The sequence below is a fragment of the Bradyrhizobium sp. USDA 4532 genome, assembly GCF_024171315.1.
Lineage (GTDB): Bacteria > Pseudomonadota > Alphaproteobacteria > Rhizobiales > Xanthobacteraceae > Bradyrhizobium > Bradyrhizobium australafricanum.
In genome coordinates this window covers 5401559-5419029 of sequence record NZ_JALJZN010000001.1, presented here as the reverse complement: position 1 = coordinate 5419029, position 17471 = coordinate 5401559, and the positions used below count along the sequence as shown (strand labels likewise).

Genomic DNA, 17471 nt, shown 5'->3' with positions numbered 1-17471 from the left:
GTCCGGCTGATTGTGCACTGCGCATGCTTGCTCGATTGGAACAATTCTGCGCGCGTGATATCCAGATGGCATGAAACGGCTGAAGGCGATACGTAGGTGGTTCGCACGGCGCTTCGGCTACGCGCGGCTGGTCTGCGTGGCGCTGTTGATCGGCATTGCTGCGCTGCGGATCGTGGATCCGGCTCCGGTTCAGGAGCTTCGCGTCAGGACGTTTGACACATTCCAGGCGCTGCAACCACGCCAGAAGACCGCGCGGCCCGTCACCATCGTCGACATCGACGAAAAGAGCCTCGCCGATCCCCGGCTCGGACAGTGGCCGTGGCCACGGACCCGGCTCGCCGACATCGTCACCAATCTCACCCGGCTCGGCGCCGTGGTGATCGCGTTCGACGCGGTGTTCTCCGAGCCGGATCGTCTCAACCCCGATATCGCCGCCGATACGTTCAGCAGCCTCGATGAGGAGATGCGCGCGAGGCTGCGGCAGCTGCCGAGCAACGACAGCATCATGGCCGAAGCCATCAAGAACTCGCGCGTGGTGCTCGGCGAATCCGGCGGGCCCAACGTGCGCGCCGACCTCAACGAAAAGCTTCCGGTCACCGGACTTGCGATGCTCGGTGAGGAGCCGCAGCCTTTCATGTACATGTTCCCGGGGTTGCTGCGCAACGTGCCGGTGCTTGAGGAGGCGGCTGCCGGGCGCGGCCTGTTCACGATCAGGCCGGAGCGCGACGGCATCGTCAGGCGCGTGCCGATGATCATGGTGGCGCAGGGCATCACCATGCCGTCGCTGAGCTTCGAGATGCTGCGGGTGGCGAGCGGCTCCGGCACGATCCTGATCAAGGCCGACAAGGCCGGTATCAAGAGCCTGGGTCTCAAGGGCTTTGCGATCCCGACCGATCTCCACGGCCAACTCTGGATCCACTACGCCCGCCGCGATCCCTCGATCTATGTCTCGGCGGTCGATGTGCTGGACGGGCGCGTCTCACCGGACCGAATTGCCGGCAAGCTGATCGTGATCGGCACCTCAGCAACCGGGCTGAACGACATCAAGACGACGCCGGTGACGCCGGCGATGCCTGGTGTCGAGGTTCACGCCCAGGTGCTGGAGAGCGCGCTGACCGGCGATGTCGTTTCGCAGCCGAATTACGGCATCGGCATCGAGTTCTTCGCCGCGCTGATCATGGGGCTCCTTGTCATCGCCTTCGCGCCGAAGTTCGGTCCGATCACGTTGGTCGCCGTCGGCGGAATGTTTGCCTCGGTGCTGATCGGCACCTCCTGGTATTTCTATTCCCAGCACCGGCTGCTGATCGACTTCACCTATCCGCTGATGTCGACCACGGCGATCTATCTCACGCTGATCTTCTCCGCCTTCGTGCGCGAGCAGCAGCAGCGTCGACAGATCAGGTCGCAATTCGTGCAGTACATGTCGCCGGCGCTGGTCGAGCAACTGGCGCAGTCGCCAGAGCGGCTGGTGCTCGGCGGCGAGGAACGCGAGATGACCATCATGTTCTCGGACATGCGCGGCTTCACCTCGATCTCGGAAACCTACAAGAGCAATCCGCAGGGCCTCACGGCGCTGATGAACCGCTTCCTTACTCCGCTTTCCAACGCGATCCTCGCCCGCAAGGGCACCATCGACAAATATATGGGTGACGCCATCATGGCGTTCTGGAACGCGCCGCTCGATGACAAGCAGCACCAGCTCAACGCCTGCGATGCGGCGCTCGACATGCTGGAGCGCGTCGACGACCTCAACCGTGAGCGCGAGCAGGAAGCGAAGGACGGCGGCCACGTCTATGTGCCGCTCAACATCGGTGTCGGTCTCAACACCGGCTCCTGCGTGGTCGGTAATATGGGCTCCGATGTGCGTTTCGACTATTCGGTGTTCGGCGACAGCGTCAATCTGGCCTCGCGGCTCGAGGGACAGTCCAAGGAATACGGCTTCCCGATCATCGTCGGATCGAAGACTGCGCTTGCGGTGAAGGAGAAGTTTGCGATCCTCGAGCTCGATTTCATCATGGTCAAGGGCAAGAAGGAGCCCGAGGTGATCTATGCGATTGCCGGCCGCGAGGATGTCGCGAGCTCCGGCCGTTTCCAGCGGCTGCGCAACCTGACCATCGAGATGCTCGCCTGCTACCGCGGCCGCGATTGGGACGGCGCGCTCGGCGCGATCGAACGCGGCCGCAAGACCGACGAGGCGCAGACGCTGCAACATCTCTACCGCCTCTACGAGGCGCGCATCCACGCCTTCGAGAAGGAGCCGCCGCCCGACGACTGGAACGGCGCATTCGCGTTGACGACGAAATAGCCGACGCAAGCCCGCTGTCGTCCCGGCGAAGGCCGGGACCCATAACCACGAATGGTCGTTGACGGAAGATCGTCTCGCCGCGTGCCCATTGCGGCGGCCGCGGCGTATGGGTCCCGGCTCCCGTGCGCAATTGCGCACTAGGCCGGGACGACGATGGAATGTCTATTCCAGCCCGATCTGGGTCAGATCCTGGAACCAGTGCTGCGCCTGCACGAAGGTCTTCACCTTCGGCGACAGCGCGTGCGGATTCGTGTCGTGTACCACCCACACCAGCGCGGCATCGTCGACGATCAGCGCGTGCGCCTGCGCCAGCAGCGCATCCTGTTTGGCGGAATCGAAGGTCTGCTTGGCCTCGTCGATCAGCGCATCGACCTTCGGGTTCTTGTAGCCGCCCCAGTTGACGCCGACCGGCGCCACCTGGCCGGAGTGGAAGAACCGCACGATGGCGTAGAGCGGATCCGACGTGACATAGGCGATGTTGTTGGCGGTGATGCCGGCATTCATCTCGTCCGCCGCGCCCTTGCGCCAGTGCGTATATAATGTCTCGAGCTCGACCACCTTGAAGTCGATGTCGATGCCGATCTCCTTGAAGCTCTGCTGCAGGAACTCGTTCATCGGCAGCGACAGCATCTGCCCGGTGCCGCCCTGGGCAATGATGAACGTCGTCTTCAGCGGCTTATCCTTCGAATAGCCGGCTTCCTCCACCAGCTTCTTCGCGGCCGCGAGGTCGTATTTCAGTTCGAACGTCGGCTTGCCGAACCACGGGCTCGACGGATCGACCTGGCCCTTGGCGGGCTTGGCGAGGCCGTTCATCAGGCCAACCACCGCGTCGCGGTCGATCGCGAGGTTGAGCGCCTTGCGCAGGCGGATGTCGGTCCATGGCGAGCCCGGCAGGACGCTCAAGTGATAGTTCCAGACATGCGGCGTCACGTTGTCGACGATCCGCATGCCGGCGGCCTTGAGCTGCGGCACGGCGTCGGGCGCCGGCGTTTCGATCAGGTCGACCTGGCCGGCCAGCAGCGCGTTGGTGCGGGTCAGCGCCTCCGGCATCGGAATCAGGATCATCTTGTCGACCTTCGCAAGCCGCTTCTTGTCCCAATAGTCCGGGTTCTTCGTCAGCTCGGCGAGCTCGCGCGGTACCAGCTTGGTCAGCTTGAACGGACCGGTGCCGGAGGGCTGGCTGGCGAACTTGTCCCAGTCCTTGCCGAGCTTTTCATATTGTGCGGGGCTCGAGACCAGGAACCAGAGCATCTGATAGGGGAAGAAGGAGTCGACCGTCTTGGTGGTGATCTCGATGGTGAAATCGTCGACCTTGGCGTAGCTCGCAACCGAAGGCAGGCGAGTCTTGACCTGCGCGCTCTGCCGCTTGTCGAATTGCGGTGCCTTGTCGTTCAGCACCTTGTCGAGATTCCAGATCACCGCGTCGGCATTGAAGTCGCTGCCGTCGTGGAATTTGACGCCCTTGCGCAGCGTGAAGCGCCATTTGGTCTTGTCGCTGTCGTCGACCTTCCATTCGGTCGCAAGCCCGGGCACCAGCTTGCCCGGCCGGTCGGCAACATCCATCTCCCAGGCAACCAGCGGATCGTAGATCGTGTAGGCGGTGAACTGATAGGCGCCGGCGCCGCGATCGGGCTGGCCGGTGGTCAGCGGAATGTCGGCCATCGAAATGCCGTAGCGCACAATGGACTCGGCTTGCGCCGACATGGCCGGCCAGCCCGCGGTCAAGGCAAGCGCCATTGCCGCCATCAGGATCGAATTGCGCGCACGCATATGAAGGCTCCGTTGGAAAGACGTTGGAGCCAAATCCTGCAAGCATGATGCCAGAATAGGCATCTTCGCTCCGTTCAGGCCCCGAGGTGGGAAGAAATGACGCGCCCGGCGGTTATTTGCTGATGAACTATTCCCCTTGGCACAGGCATTGCATACGCTTGCCCAAGAAATAATCACCAAAACGTCACCAGACTCGAAGGGGCTGCTCAGATGCGTAACAGGAAAACCAATGCGACGGCGATCATGCTGGCGCTTGCGATAGCCATAGGCGTGCCGGCGATCGCCGGCGCCGAGACTGTGCTGCGCATTGGCATGACCGCTGCCGATATTCCGCGCACGCTCGGCCAGCCCGACCAGGGCTTTGAGGGCAATCGCTTCACGGGTCTGACGATGTATGACGCGCTGACGATGTGGGACCTGTCGTCGTCGGACAAGGCGAGTGCGATGATTCCGGGCCTCGCCACCGAGTGGAAGGTCGACGATGCCGACAAGACCAAGTGGATTTTCAAGCTGCGTCCCGGCGTCACCTTTCATGACGGCTCGCCGTTCAATGCCGACGCCGTGGTCTGGAACGTCGACAAGGTCTTGAAGCAGGACGCGCCGCAATACGATGCGAGCCAGGTCGGCGTCACCGCCTCGCGCATGCCGACGCTGGTCTCGGCGCGCAAGATCGACGACATGACGGTGGAGCTGACCACCAAGGAGCCGGACAGCTTCCTGCCGATCAACCTCACCAATTTGTTCATGGCGAGCCCGGCCAAGTGGCAGAAATTCTACGACAAGGCCGAAGGCGCCGACGCCAAGGCGAAGTCGCAGGCCGCGTGGGCCGCGTTCGCCAAGGACGCGTCGGGCACCGGCCCCTGGAAGATGTCGAGCTTCACCCCGCGCGAGCGGCTCGAGTTGGTGAAGAACGAGAATTACTGGGACAAGGCACGGGTGCCGAAGGCTGACAAGATGGTGCTGTTGCCGATGCCGGAGGCCAATGCCCGGACGGCGGCGCTGCTGTCGGGACAGGTCAACTGGATCGAGGCGCCGGCGCCGGACGCGCTGCCCGAGATCAAGCAGCGTGGTTTCAACCTCTATTCCAACGAGGAGCCACATGTCTGGCCGTGGCAGTTCTCGCGCGTCGAGGGCTCGCCGTGGAATGACATCCGCGTCCGCAAGGCGGCCAATCTCTGCATCGATCGCGAAGGGCTGCGTGACGGCCTGCTTGCCGGCCTGATGGTGCCGGCGACCGGCACGTTCGAGCCCGGCCATCCCTGGCGCGGCAACCCGACCTTCCAGATCAAGTACGACAAGCCGGCCGCGCAGAAGCTGATGCAGGAGGCGGGCTTCGGTCCGAACAAGAAGCTGACGGTCAAGATCCAGACCTCGGCATCGGGCTCGGGCCAGATGCTGCCGCTGCCGATGAACGAGTATCTGCAACAGGCGTTGGCCGAATGCTACTTCGATGTGCAGCTCGACGTCATCGAGTGGAACACGCTGTTCACCAATTGGCGGCGCGGCACCAAGGATCCGACCGCCAACGGCTCGAACGCCATCAACGTCACCTATGCGGCGATGGATCCGTTCTTCGCGCTGGTGCGCTTCCTGCAGTCGGGCATGGCGCCGCCGGTATCGAACAATTGGGGCTTCAACAACAACCCGAAGTTCGACGAGCTGGTCAAGAAGGCCCGCCAGACCTTCGAGCCGGCGGCGCGCGACGCCGCGCTGGCCGAGCTGCATGCGGCCTCGGTCGACGACGCGGCCTTCCTCTATGTCGCCCACGACGTCGCACCGCGCGCGATGAGCCCGAAGATCAAGGGATTTGTGCAGCCGAAGAGCTGGTTCGTCGACTTCTCGCCGGTCACGGTCGCGCCGTGAGGCGCTAGCCGCGCAATAGGTGTACCCTCTCCCCTTGTGGGAGAGGGTGGCTTCGCAAAGCGAAGCCGGGTGAGGGTTGTCTCCGCGGGCGCTCCTCTCCGATCTGAAATGACTTTGTCCGCGGATAGAAACCCCTCATCCGGCGCGCTCGGCGCGCCACCTTCTCCCACAAGGTGAGAAGGAAGAAAGAACGCAACGTGTTCGCCTATACGTCCAGACGGATTGTCTACGTCATTCCGATCGTGCTCAGCGTGGCGCTGGTGTGCTTCCTCTTGGTGCACATCACGCCCGGCGACCCCCTGGTCGCGGTGCTGCCGGCCGATGCCTCGCAGGAGCTCGCCGCGCAATTGCGCACGGCCTACGGCTTCGATCGCCCGTTGCCCGTGCAATTCGGTCTGTGGCTGTGGCGCGCGATCCACGGCGATCTCGGCAATTCGATCGCGACCGGGCGGCCCGTCCTGACCGAGGTGATGCGCGCCGTCGGCAACACCGTGATGCTGGCGATCGCGGCCGCGATGATCGGCTTTACGCTCGGCCTGCTGTTCGGCCTGATCGCCGGCTATTTCCGCGACACCTGGGTCGACAAGGTCGCGACCTCGGTTGCGATAGCCGGCGTGTCGCTGCCGCATTACTGGCTCGGCATGGTGCTGGTCATCATCTTCTCGGTGCAGCTCAACTGGCTGCCCGCGGTCGGCGCAGGTCCCGGCGGCTCCGGCGCCTGGGCGTGGGACTGGGAGCATCTGCGTTATCTGGTGCTGCCGGCGATCACCACCTCGGTGATCCCGATGGGCATCGTCACCCGTACGGTGCGCGCGCTGACCGGCGACATCCTGAGCCAGGATTTCGTCGAGGCGCTGCGCGCAAAAGGCCTGCGCGAGACCGAGGTGTTTCGCCACGTCATCAAGAATGCGGCGCCGACCGCGCTCGCGGTGATGGGCCTGCAGCTCGGCTACATGCTGGGCGGCTCGATCCTGATCGAGACCGTGTTCTCCTGGCCGGGTTCGGGCCTGCTGTTGAACTCGGCGATCTTTCAGCGCGATCTGCCGCTGCTGCAGGGCACGATCCTGGTGCTGGCGCTGTTCTTCGTGCTGCTCAACCTCCTGGTCGACATCGCGCAGGCCGCGATCGATCCGCGCATCAAGCGGAGCTAGCCATGAGTGCGATGTTGGATACCGCATTGCAGGCCGTCCCCGCGACCAAGGCGCGTGGCTATTGGGCGACGGTTGGCCGCCGCATCAGGCGCGACAAGGTCAGCATGGCTTGCGCCATCATCCTGGTGCTGATCTTTGCCTCGGCGCTGCTGGCACCATGGCTGCATCTTGCCGATCCCTATCAGGGCTCGATGATCCGCCGTCTCCGCCATATCGGCACGCCGGGCTATCCGCTCGGCACCGACGAGCTCGGCCGCGACATGCTGGCGCGGCTGATCTATGGCGGACGGCTGTCGCTGGTCATCGGCATTCTGCCGGTGATCTTCGCCTTCGTGATCGGCACCTCGCTCGGCCTCGTCGCCGGCTATGTCGGCGGCAAGCTCAACACCGCGATCATGCGCACGGTCGACGTGTTCTACGCCTTCCCGTCGGTGCTGCTGGCGATCGCGATCTCGGGAGCGCTCGGCGCCGGCATCACCAATTCGATCGTGTCGCTGACCATCGTGTTCGTGCCGCAGATCACCCGCGTCGCCGAAAGCGTCACCACCGGCGTGCGCAACATGGATTTCGTCGAGGCGGCGCGCGCGTCCGGCGCCGGGCCCTTCACCATCATGCGCGTCCACATGCTCGGCAATGTGCTCGGCCCGATCTTCGTCTACGCCACTGGCCTGATCTCGGTGTCGATGATCCTCGCCGCCGGTCTGTCGTTCCTCGGGCTCGGCACCAAGCCGCCGGAGCCGGAGTGGGGCTTGATGCTGAATACGCTGCGCACCGCGATCTACGTCAATCCGTGGGTCGCGGCGCTGCCGGGCGCGATGATCTTCGCGGTCTCGATCTGCTTCAATCTGCTGAGCGACGGCATGCGCAGCGCCATGGACATCAGGAATTAGAGCATGAGCGACGCCAATCTCTCCGTCGATATGCTGGAGCCGGTCGCCGACATCGGCGGCGCCGCGCAGCCGCTGCTGCAGGTCAAGGGACTGACCAAGCACTTCCCGGTGCGCGGCGGCCTGTTCAGTCCGCGCAAGACCGTGCGCGCCGTCGACGACGTCACCTTCGCGGTCATGAAGGGCGAGACCGTCGGCATTGTCGGCGAATCCGGCTGCGGCAAATCGACCACCGCGCGGCTGTTGATGCACCTGATGGCACGCGATGCCGGCGATATCATCTATGACGGAAGGCAGGTCGGCCCGTCGCTCTCGCTGCGCGATTTGCGGCGCGGCGTGCAGATGGTGTTCCAGGACAGCTACGCCTCGCTCAATCCGCGCCTCACCATCGAGGAATCGATCGCCTTCGGGCCAAAGGTCCACGGCATGGCCGACGACACGGCGCGGACGCTGGCGCGCGAATTGCTCGGCAAGGTCGGCTTGCGGCCGGAGATTTTCGCCAACCGCTATCCGCACGAGGTGTCCGGCGGCCAGCGTCAGCGCGTCAATATCGCGCGTGCGCTCGCGCTGTCGCCGCGGCTCGTGATCCTCGATGAAGCGGTGTCCGCACTCGACAAATCGGTCGAGGCGCAGGTGCTCAATCTGCTCGCCGACCTGAAGCGGGAATTCGGCCTGACCTACCTGTTCATCAGCCACGACCTCAACGTCGTCCGCTACATCTCCGACCGCGTGCTGGTGATGTATCTCGGCGAGGTCGTCGAACTCGGCCCGGTCGATGCGGTCTGGGACGCGCCGGCGCATCCCTATACCCGCGCACTGCTGGCGGCGATGCCGTCATCCGATCCCGACAGGCGCACCGAGGTGCCGCCGATCTCGGGCGATCCGCCCAATCCGATCGATCCGCCATCGGGCTGTCGGTTTCACACCCGTTGTCCGTTTGCGGAGCCGCTCTGCGCAAACGACACGCCAAAACTCAGCGATCTCGATACAATGGGCCATCAAGCGGCGTGCTACATGGCCATTCCTGGCTCGGGGCACAGCCGCGCGCCGGCAAAAGCAAAAGGAGAAAACGCGGCATGACCAGACCTACTCCCAAGGATGCCAAGGTGATCGCGCACGTCGCCGACGTGCCCGCCGACGACGAAGTCGCCACCCGGATCGCCAATTCGATCGGGCCGGCATTCGACGGCTTCGCACCGATCTCCGGCACGCTGCCCTTCGATCTCGAACCCGCGAGCTTCCTGCTGGCGCAGATCGCGCAGAAGATCGAGAAGGTGTCGAAATGAGTTCTGATCCGGCCCTGATGACGCTGACCGCGGTCGCCAAGGCGATTGCCGACAAGAAAGTTTCCTCGCATGAGGTGACGCGCGCCGTGCTGCATCGCGTTGCGGAATGGCAGCCGCGCCTCAACGCCTATATGGCGGTCGAATCCGAGCAGGCGCTGGCCGCCGCCACCGAGGCCGATACCGCGCTTGCCAGGGGCAATAGTCGCGGTGCGCTGCACGGCGTGCCGCTGGCGCACAAGGACATGTATTATGATGCCGGCAAGGTCGTGACCTGCGGCTCGCTGATTCGCCGCGACTTCGCGCCGAAGACGACCGCGACCGCCCTGCAGCGGCTGAAGGATGCCGGACAGGTCCGCCTCGGCTCGTTGCAAATGGTCGAGTTCGCCTATGGGCCGACCGGCCACAACGTGCATTACGGCGCGGTGCGCAATCCCTGGAACACCGAGCACATCACCGGCGGCTCGTCGTCGGGCTCGGGCTCGGCGGTCGCCGCGCGGCTCACCTTCGCGGCGCTCGGCTCCGACACCGGCGGCTCGGTGCGCATGCCGGCGCATTTCTGTGGCGTCACCGGCCTGAAGACGACGGTCGGCCGCGTCAGCCGCGCCGGTGCGATGCCGCTGTCGCAGTCGCTCGATACGGTCGGCCCACTGGCGCAGACCGCGGAGGACTGCGCGCTGCTGCTCGGCCTGATGGCCGGGGCGGACCCGGAGGACCTGACAGCGTCGACGCAGCCGGTCCCGGACTATATGGCCGCGACCAAACAGTCGCTGAAGGGCCTGAAGATCGGCGTGCCGACGGCGTTCTATGTCGACGACCTCGACCCTGAGGTGGCGCGTATCCTCGACGAGACTATCGCCACCTTGAAGAAAGAGGGCGCCGAGATCGTCAAGGTCGAGCTGCCCGATCAGCGCCAGCTCTCCTCGGCATCGCAGCTGGTGCTCGCGGTCGAGGCTGCCGCCTTCCACAAGCGCTGGATGATCGAGCGGCCGCAGGATTACGGCGCGCAGGTCCTGATGCGGCTGCAGAACGGCCTGACCATTCCGGCGGTCACCTATCTCGAGGCGATGCGCTGGCGTGGCCCCGCGCTCGCCGCGCATAACGCGGCGGTCAACGGGGTCGATGCGGTGATCGCGCCGTCGTCGCCGGTGCCGGCGCCCACGATTGCCGAGAGTGATGTCGGCAATGGTCCGGGCGCCGACGCGGTGCTGCAGCGCCTGACGCGCTTCACCCGCCCGGTCAACTATCTCGGTCTGCCATCGCTCTCGATTCCCTCCGGCTTCACCAAGACGGGTCTGCCGGTCGGCATGCAGCTGATTGGTCGCTCCTTCGAGGAAGCGGTTCTGCTCCGGATCGGCGCCGCGTTCCAGCGTGCCGCTGATTTCCACGCCAGGGTGCCCAAGCTCGCATGACCAACCTCGTCGAGATCAACAACCTCAATATCCGCTTCACCGGCGATCGCACGGTCCATGCCGTGAACGATCTCAGCCTGCAGCTCGGCGAGGGCGAGGTGTTGGGGCTGCTCGGCGAGTCCGGCTCGGGCAAGAGCGTGACGCTGCGCGCGTTGATGCGGCTGTTGCCGAAGAAACGCACGCAGATCTCCGGCAGCGTCAAGGTGCTGGGACAAGAGGTGCTGGCGATGGACGATGAGGCGCTGTCCGCGTTCCGCGGCCAGACCGTCTCGATGATCTTCCAGGAGCCGGCGCTGGCGCTCGATCCGGTCTACACCATCGGCCGCCAGATCGCGGAGACGGTGATGCGCCACGAGGGCAAGAGCGAGCGCGAGGCTACCGCGCGTGCGCTTGAAATGCTCGAGGTGGTGCGGATCCCCTCCGCGAAGCGACGGCTGGACTCCTATCCGCACGAAATGTCGGGCGGGATGCGCCAGCGTGCGATGATCGCGCTGGCGCTGGCTTGCAAGCCGAAGATCCTGCTCGCCGACGAGCCGACCACGGCGCTCGATGCCACCGTCCAGATTCAGATCCTGCTGCTGCTGCGCGAGCTGCAGCGCGAGTTCGGCATGTCGGTCATCTTCGTCACTCACGACATTGGTGTCGCGATCGAGATCTGCGATCGGGTCGCGGTGATGTATGCCGGCCAGATCGTGGAGCAGGGCGCCTTGCGCGATATCGTGCGCTCACCGGTGCATCCCTATGCCAAGGGCCTGCTGGCCTCGACCATTCACGGCGCGATGCGCGGCCAGCGGCTGGAAACCATTCCGGGCACCCCGCCCTCGCTCGATCATGCGCCGGCCAGTTGCTCCTTTGCACCGCGTTGCAAGTTCGCCGAGCCGCGCTGCAGCGAGCGCTTGCCGCCGGTCGTGCAGGTCGCTCCCGGCCGTTTGGCACGGTGCATCCTGGCCGAGCCGGCGCCCGCCACGGCCTAGCTCGCCCGCGCGACGGCGTCCGTGATCCAGCGCCGCACCGCCGCGATGCGACGGTCCCGCGCCTGCTCGGTGCGGGAGACCAGGTAGATCGTCTCGCTGTGCGCCGCCTCGAACGCAAACGGCGCCACGAGCCGCTTGCCGAAGCCCGGCCGCGCCTTGATCAGCGGCGCGATCGCAATCGCGACGCCGAGTCCGTGTTCGGCGGCCTCCAGCATCGCCGGCACGCTGTCGAGCCACAGATGTCCGCGCGGAGCGAGATTCGGCAGCCCGGCCTCCCTCAGCCAGGCCGGCCACGCCCGCGGCTGCGTCGTGACATGGATCAGCACCTCGCGCGACAGGTCCGCTGGGGTCCGAAGACCTGCCTTGACCAGCGCCGGCGTACAGACCGGCAATCCTTTGACCTGTACCAGCGGCTCGACTTTCAGCCCGGTGGCATGTTCCCGCCCGTAACGGATCGCGACATCGACGCGTGATCCGTTGAAGTCGGCATATTGGTGGGTGGCCTCGATCCGCAGCGTCAGTTGCGGATGGCGCCGCTTGAAATCCGGCAGCGCCGGCAGCAGCACGGCACTGGTGAAGAACGGCAATGAGCTGATCCAGAGCTCGCTGCCGGCCTCACCGCGTCGCCGCAGCATGTCACGGCTCGCCTCCTGCAGCGTCGCCAGCGCGGCCGACACTTTTGCAAGGTAGCGCTCGCCGTCGTCGGTCAACCGCACCTGGCGCGCGCCGCGGACGAACAGTTTAGTGCCGAACTGCTCTTCCAGCCCGCGGATCTGGTGGCTGATCGCCGACGGGCTCAGCGACAGGTCTCGCGCGGCGCGCCGGAAGCTGAGTTGGGTGGCCGCGCGCTCGAAGGCGAGCAGCGCCGGCAGCGGCGGGATCACCCGCGGATCGGGGGCATCCAATGGGTGAATCTTGCTCACCTGAAGTGATGAATGGCCTTTTGTCATGGCCGCTATTCTTGGATGAGATTGGCTGAACGCTCAATCCTGTTCATCTCAAGGGACCATTCGCCTTGGCCATCTTCGAACCGCTCGCCACGCCCCATCACTGGAAGCCCGCGGCGCTGGCGGCCGGGCCGTTCACCGGCCTTCAGGGCGGGGCGGTCGCAAGCCTGCTGACCGGCGAGGTCGAGGCCATGGCCGGTGCGCGCAATTGGGGCACCGCGATCTCGGCGGCGGCCTGGTTCCTGCGGCCGACGCCAATGGCGGAACTGCGCACGCACGTTACCGTGGTGACCGAAGGCGGCCGGGTCAGCGTCGTCGACAACACGCTCTGGCCGGCCGGTGAGGAGCGACCCTGCGCGACGGTGCGCGTGACGCTGTCGCGCGAGCGTGCCGTCGAGGTCCCGGGGTTTTACGGGAGCGCAGCCGATCCGGTGGATCCCACGGCATTTCCGTTGCGCAACCTACACGCCGTCCATGGCCGCAGCTGGTTCATGGATGCGATGGAAGCCCGTGCCGGCGGCGATACCGCCTGGTTTCGCTTGCATCACGCCGTCATTGCGGACGCCGGCCCATTGGCGCGGGTGCTCGGCCCGGCTGACTGGACCCACGGCATCGCGCGGCCGGTCCAGAACGTGGTGGCAGACCCCAATCCGAACCTTGCGGTGCAGCTATTCCGGTCGCCGCGGGGCGCCTGGATCGGCGTTCGCGCCGATGCGCGCTGGCGCCCGGAGGCGGGGCTCGGTGTCGGCAGCGGGGTGTTGCTCGATGTGGATGGCGAGATCGGCCGGGTCTCGATGTCGGTCATTCTCGTGCCGCTTCCGGGAAGCGCGCCCGCGCGAGGCCAGGGTTCCGCCGCCGGTTAACCCTGATTTATTCCGTCAACTGTCGGTGCGATCACAAAATGAGGCCGCGAACCATGCTTTGGTTCACGCGACTTAAAATGGACGGTGGTCGCAAACGTCTATACAACGTGGTGATCACGTAACCCTTTTGTTTTGCAGAGATCAGTTTTTATGGCAGCCGCGCCCGCTGTCCGGCGTTCCGAACTGGCTGAGGCGCTGCGCGCTTGCCGCAGCGCCTTTATCGGCGTCGGCCTCATCAGTTGCATGATCAACCTGCTCTACCTGACAGGTTCGATGTTCATGCTGCAAGTCTACGACCGGGTGCTGCCGAGCCGCAGCGTTCCGACCCTGGTCGGCCTCGTGGTCATCGCCGCGGTCCTCTACATGGCTCAGGGCGTGCTCGACCTGCTGCGCGGACGGATCCTCGGCCGCGTCGGCACCTCGCTCGACGAAGCGCTCAATGCGCGGGTGTTCGACACCGTCGTTCGGCTGCCGCTGATGGCCGGCAATCGCAGCGAAGGCCTGCAGCCGCTGCGCGACCTCGACAATGTGCGCTCCTTCCTCGGCAGCATGGGTCCCGGCGCGTTCTTCGATCTGCCCTGGCTGCCGTTCTACATGGTGATCTGCTTTGCCTTCCATTGGCTGCTTGGCGTCACGGCGCTGATCGGCGCCGTCATCCTGGTGACGCTGACGCTGATCACCGAATACTTGTCGCGCACGCCGGCCAAGGAAGCGATGACGCTCGCGGCGCGGCGCAACGATCTTGCCGCCTCCAGCCGCCGCAACGCCGAGGTGCTGGTGGCGATGGGCATGGCCGGCCGCATGAACAGGCGCTGGAACGAGGCCAACGAGGAATATCTGTCCGGCAACCAGCGTGCGAGCGACGTCACCGGCGGGCTCGGCGCGGTCGCCAAGGTGCTGCGCATGATGCTGCAGTCCGCCGTGCTCGCGGTCGGCGCCTATCTCGTGATCCATCAGGAGGCCACCGGCGGCATCATCATCGCCGGCTCGATCCTGAGCGCGCGGGCACTGGCGCCGGTCGATCTCGCGATCGCGCATTGGAAGGGCTTCGTCGCCGCGCGGCAGAGCTGGCAGCGGCTCAACCGCCTGCTGCAGCAAATTCCGGCGCGGCCCGAGCAGACGCTGTTGCAGGCGCCGGAGAAGAAGCTTTCGGTCGAGGCCGTGACCATGGTCGCGCCGGGCGACCAGCGCGCCATCGTGCAGGACATCACCTTCGCCGTCGAAGCCGGCAGCGGCGTCGGCGTGATCGGCCCGAGCGGCTCCGGCAAGTCGTCGCTGATCCGGGCGCTGGTCGGCGTCTGGATGCCGGCGCGGGGCAAGGTACGGCTCGACGGCGCCGCGCTCGACCAATGGTCGTCCGACCAACTGGGGCGCCACGTCGGCTATTTGCCGCAGGACGTCGAACTGTTTGCCGGTACGGTCGCCCAGAACATCTGCCGGTTCGATCCCGACGCCAAGTCCGACGGCATCATCGCGGCGGCCAAGGAGGCCGGCGTGCATGAGATGATCATCAAGATGCGCGAGGGCTACGACACCCAGGTCGGCGAGCAGGGCACCGCGCTCTCCGCGGGCCAGGCGCAGCGCGTGGCGCTGGCGCGGGCGCTGTACGGCAACCCGTTCCTGATCGTGCTGGATGAGCCGAACTCCAATCTCGACAGCGAAGGCGACGAGGCGCTGACCCGCGCGGTGCGCGGCGCCCGCGAGCGCGGCGCGGTCGTCATCGTGGTTGCGCACCGGCCGATCGGCATCGAGGGCGTCGACCATCTGCTGGTGCTGAAGGACGGCCGCATGCAGACCTTCGGGCCGAAGGAGGCTGTGCTCGCGCAGGTGCTGCAGCGTGCCGCGCCGCCGGTGCCGACGCCGATCAAGATCGTCGCGGATGCGGGAGCCGCAAAGTCATGACCGATCAACCGCGCAACGCACATCGCTCGATCCGCAAGCATCTGATCGTCGGCCTCGCCGTGGTTCTGGTTCTCGGCGGGGGCGTCGGCGGCTGGGCCGCAACGGTGCCGATCTCGGGTGCGCTGATCGCGCCGGGCTCGGTGGTGGTCGAATCCAACGTCAAGAAGGTGCAGCATCCGACCGGCGGCGTGGTCGGCGAGGTGCGGGTGCGCGACGGCGACGTGGTCAAGGCGGGCGACATCGTCGTGCGCCTCGACGAGACCGTCGTGAAGGCCAGCCTTGCGATCGTGGTCAAGACGCTGAACGGTCTTTATGCGCGCGCGGCCCGGCTCGAGGCCGAGCAGCAGGGCCGCGACAAGATCGCCTTCCCGCCGCAGCTGCTCGAGCAGGCCAAGGAGCCGGACGTTCGCGACATCATGGCGAGCGAAACCAAGCTGTTCGAGGTCCGCGTCAACGGCCGCACCGGCCAGAAGGCGCAGCTGCGCGAGCGCGTCACCCAGCTCAACGAGGAGATCTCCGGCCTGCAGGCGCAGGAGAGCGCCAAGGACAAGGAGATCGCGCTGGTGCAGCAGGAGCTGGTCGGCGTCCGCCAGCTCTATGAGCAGCATCTGGTGCAGCTGACCCGCCTGACCACGCTCGAGCGCGACGCGGCGCGGCTCTCCGGCGAGCGCGCGCAGTACATCGCCTCGCGCGCGCAGGCCAAGGGCAAGATCACCGAGACCGAGCTGCAGATCATCCAGGTCGACAAGGACATGCTGGCAGAGGTCTCGAAGGACCTGCGCGAGACCAACGACAAGATCGGCGAGTTCGTCGAGCGCAAGGTCACCGCCGAGGATCAGCTTCGCCGCATCGACATCCGCGCGCCGCAGGACGGCGTCGTGCTGCAATCGACCGTGCACACCGTCGGCGGCGTCATTACCGCGGGCGATGCCATCATGATGATCGTGCCGAAGGCCGACGATCTGTCGGTCGAGGCCAAGGTCAATCCGCAGGACATCGACAAGCTGCAGGTCGGACAGAAGACAGTGCTGCGGCTCTCCGCCTTCAACCAGCGCACCACGCCGGAGCTGAACGGCGTCGTCACCCGCGTCTCCGCCGACGTCACCACCGACCAGCGCACCGGGCAGAGCTATTACACCATCCGCGTCTCGATGCCGCCGGAAGAAGTGGCGCGCCTCGGCAGCGAGGTGAAGATCATCCCGGGCATGCCGGTGGAAGCCTTCGTCCAGACCGGCGACCGCACCATGCTGTCCTATCTGATGAAGCCGATGAGCGACCAGTTCATGCGCTCGTTCCGCGAAAAGTGAGCCGCGCGCTGCTCTTGTAGCCCGGATGAAGCGCAGCGAAATCCGGGAACAGTCGCTCAGCGGATGAAGTCGTCCCGGATTGCGCTTCGCTTCATCCGGGCTACGCAGTCCTCGTTAGATTGCAGGCTCTTTCCCCAAGTCGTCCCTGCGAAACCAAGGACCCATAACCACAGGATCGAGTTGTTGAAGCAGGCTGTGGCTCCAGCGGACCATCGTCAATTGCCATCGGTGATTATGGGTCCCGGGTCGCGCTTCCGCCTCCGCTCTTCGAGCTTCGGTGAGACAAGTCGCTTGCCCGGGACGACAGGGAAAAATTACCGTTCCAGATTCTTCAACAACAGCTCCAGCGCCGCCTTCGCAAATGCCAGCATGTTCGCCTGCCGGTCGCCGCTCGCGGTCTCCAGCGTGATCACCTGCTGGTGGGGGCCTGCGACCGCCATGCAGCTGTGGCCGGCGGCATCGCCGTAGCGGTTGCCGGTCGGGCCGGCGGCACCGGTCTCCGACAATCCCCAGTCGGTCGCGAGGCGCTCGCGGATCTGCCGCGCCAGCAATTGCGCGTAAGGTTCCGACGCCGAGCGGAGCCCACGCATGGCGTCGTCGGGAATGTCCATCAGCGCGCGCCGCGCGTCGCGGGTGTAGATCACGCCGCCGCCGAGGAAATAGGCCGACGCGCCGGGAACCGCGAGCAGCGATGCGGAGATCAGTCCGCCGGTTGAGGATTCCGCGACCGCAATCGTCTGCTTGTTCGCGATCAGTTTTGCGGCGACCTGTTCGGCGATGGATGTGAGCGCGTTCATCGGCCTTCTT

At 65.6% G+C, this 17471-nt stretch carries 14 protein-coding genes; 11 read left to right on the top strand and 3 right to left on the bottom strand.

Going from position 1 to position 17471, the window contains the following annotated elements; translation table 11 throughout:
* Positions 1 to 70: 70 nt before the first annotated feature.
* Positions 71 to 2305: a CHASE2 domain-containing protein gene (locus J2R76_RS25000; RefSeq protein WP_253625137.1), complete on the top strand. Its 2235-nt coding sequence runs from the start codon at positions 71 to 73 to the stop codon at positions 2303 to 2305.
* A 162-nt stretch (positions 2306 to 2467) separates the two neighbouring features.
* Here the strand turns inward: J2R76_RS25000 and J2R76_RS24995 are convergent, their stop codons facing one another.
* Positions 2468 to 4075, bottom strand: coding sequence for an ABC transporter substrate-binding protein (locus tag J2R76_RS24995; RefSeq protein ID WP_253625136.1), 1608 nt, complete (start codon positions 4073 to 4075; stop codon positions 2468 to 2470).
* A gap of 210 nt (positions 4076 to 4285) precedes the next feature.
* Here J2R76_RS24995 and J2R76_RS24990 point away from each other — a divergent pair, with 210 nt between their 5' ends.
* The 7 genes from J2R76_RS24990 (at position 4286) to J2R76_RS24960 (ending at position 11645) form a co-directional block, all read left to right on the top strand.
* The gene (locus tag J2R76_RS24990) at positions 4286 to 5938 is read left to right on the top strand and encodes an ABC transporter substrate-binding protein (RefSeq protein WP_375166533.1); all 1653 of its coding nucleotides are present in this window, start codon (positions 4286 to 4288) and stop codon (positions 5936 to 5938) included.
* A gap of 197 nt (positions 5939 to 6135) precedes the next feature.
* A complete protein-coding gene (locus J2R76_RS24985) occupies positions 6136 to 7089 on the top strand; it encodes an ABC transporter permease (RefSeq protein ID WP_050382524.1) in 954 nt (317 codons plus the stop codon).
* Positions 7090 to 7091: 2 nt separating this feature from the next.
* Complete coding sequence (locus tag J2R76_RS24980; RefSeq protein ID WP_156436506.1) at positions 7092 to 7979, top strand: ABC transporter permease; 888 nt, start codon at positions 7092 to 7094, stop codon at positions 7977 to 7979.
* A gap of 3 nt (positions 7980 to 7982) precedes the next feature.
* Positions 7983 to 9056 (top strand): ABC transporter ATP-binding protein, encoded by a 1074-nt coding sequence (locus tag J2R76_RS24975; RefSeq protein ID WP_057020086.1) that lies wholly within the window; start codon positions 7983 to 7985, stop codon positions 9054 to 9056.
* Positions 9053 to 9262, top strand: a complete 210-nt coding sequence (locus J2R76_RS24970) for a hypothetical protein (protein ID WP_057020085.1) — start codon at positions 9053 to 9055, stop codon at positions 9260 to 9262. Before J2R76_RS24975 ends, J2R76_RS24970 begins: the two co-directional genes overlap by 4 nt.
* A complete protein-coding gene (locus J2R76_RS24965; RefSeq protein WP_253625135.1) occupies positions 9259 to 10671 on the top strand; it encodes an amidase in 1413 nt (470 codons plus the stop codon). The genes J2R76_RS24970 and J2R76_RS24965 overlap by 4 nt, the downstream gene beginning before the upstream one ends.
* On the top strand, positions 10668 to 11645 hold the full coding sequence (locus J2R76_RS24960; protein ID WP_229190236.1) for an ABC transporter ATP-binding protein: 978 nt from the start codon (positions 10668 to 10670) through the stop codon (positions 11643 to 11645). Before J2R76_RS24965 ends, J2R76_RS24960 begins: the two co-directional genes overlap by 4 nt.
* On the opposite strand, the gene J2R76_RS24955 is transcribed toward J2R76_RS24960, so the two are convergent.
* A complete protein-coding gene (locus J2R76_RS24955; protein ID WP_253625134.1) occupies positions 11642 to 12550 on the bottom strand; it encodes a LysR substrate-binding domain-containing protein in 909 nt (302 codons plus the stop codon). The two genes, J2R76_RS24960 and J2R76_RS24955, sit on opposite strands and share 4 nt — an antisense overlap.
* Positions 12551 to 12660: 110 nt before the next feature.
* Between J2R76_RS24955 and J2R76_RS24950 the strand changes: the two genes are divergently transcribed.
* The 3 genes from J2R76_RS24950 to J2R76_RS24940 all read left to right on the top strand — a co-directional run bounded on the left by J2R76_RS24950 (position 12661) and on the right by J2R76_RS24940 (position 16664).
* Positions 12661 to 13455, top strand: coding sequence for an acyl-CoA thioesterase domain-containing protein (locus tag J2R76_RS24950; RefSeq protein ID WP_253625133.1), 795 nt, complete (start codon positions 12661 to 12663; stop codon positions 13453 to 13455).
* A gap of 150 nt (positions 13456 to 13605) precedes the next feature.
* Entirely contained in the window at positions 13606 to 15357 is a 1752-nt protein-coding gene (locus J2R76_RS24945; protein ID WP_253625132.1) for a type I secretion system permease/ATPase, read from the top strand.
* Positions 15354 to 16664: an HlyD family type I secretion periplasmic adaptor subunit gene (locus J2R76_RS24940; RefSeq protein WP_057020081.1), complete on the top strand. Its 1311-nt coding sequence runs from the start codon at positions 15354 to 15356 to the stop codon at positions 16662 to 16664. The genes J2R76_RS24945 and J2R76_RS24940 overlap by 4 nt, the downstream gene beginning before the upstream one ends.
* Positions 16665 to 16978: 314 nt before the next feature.
* On the opposite strand, the gene J2R76_RS24935 is transcribed toward J2R76_RS24940, so the two are convergent.
* On the bottom strand, positions 16979 to 17461 hold the full coding sequence (locus tag J2R76_RS24935) for a CinA family protein (RefSeq protein ID WP_253625131.1): 483 nt from the start codon (positions 17459 to 17461) through the stop codon (positions 16979 to 16981).
* Between the last annotated feature and the right edge of the window lie 10 nt (positions 17462 to 17471).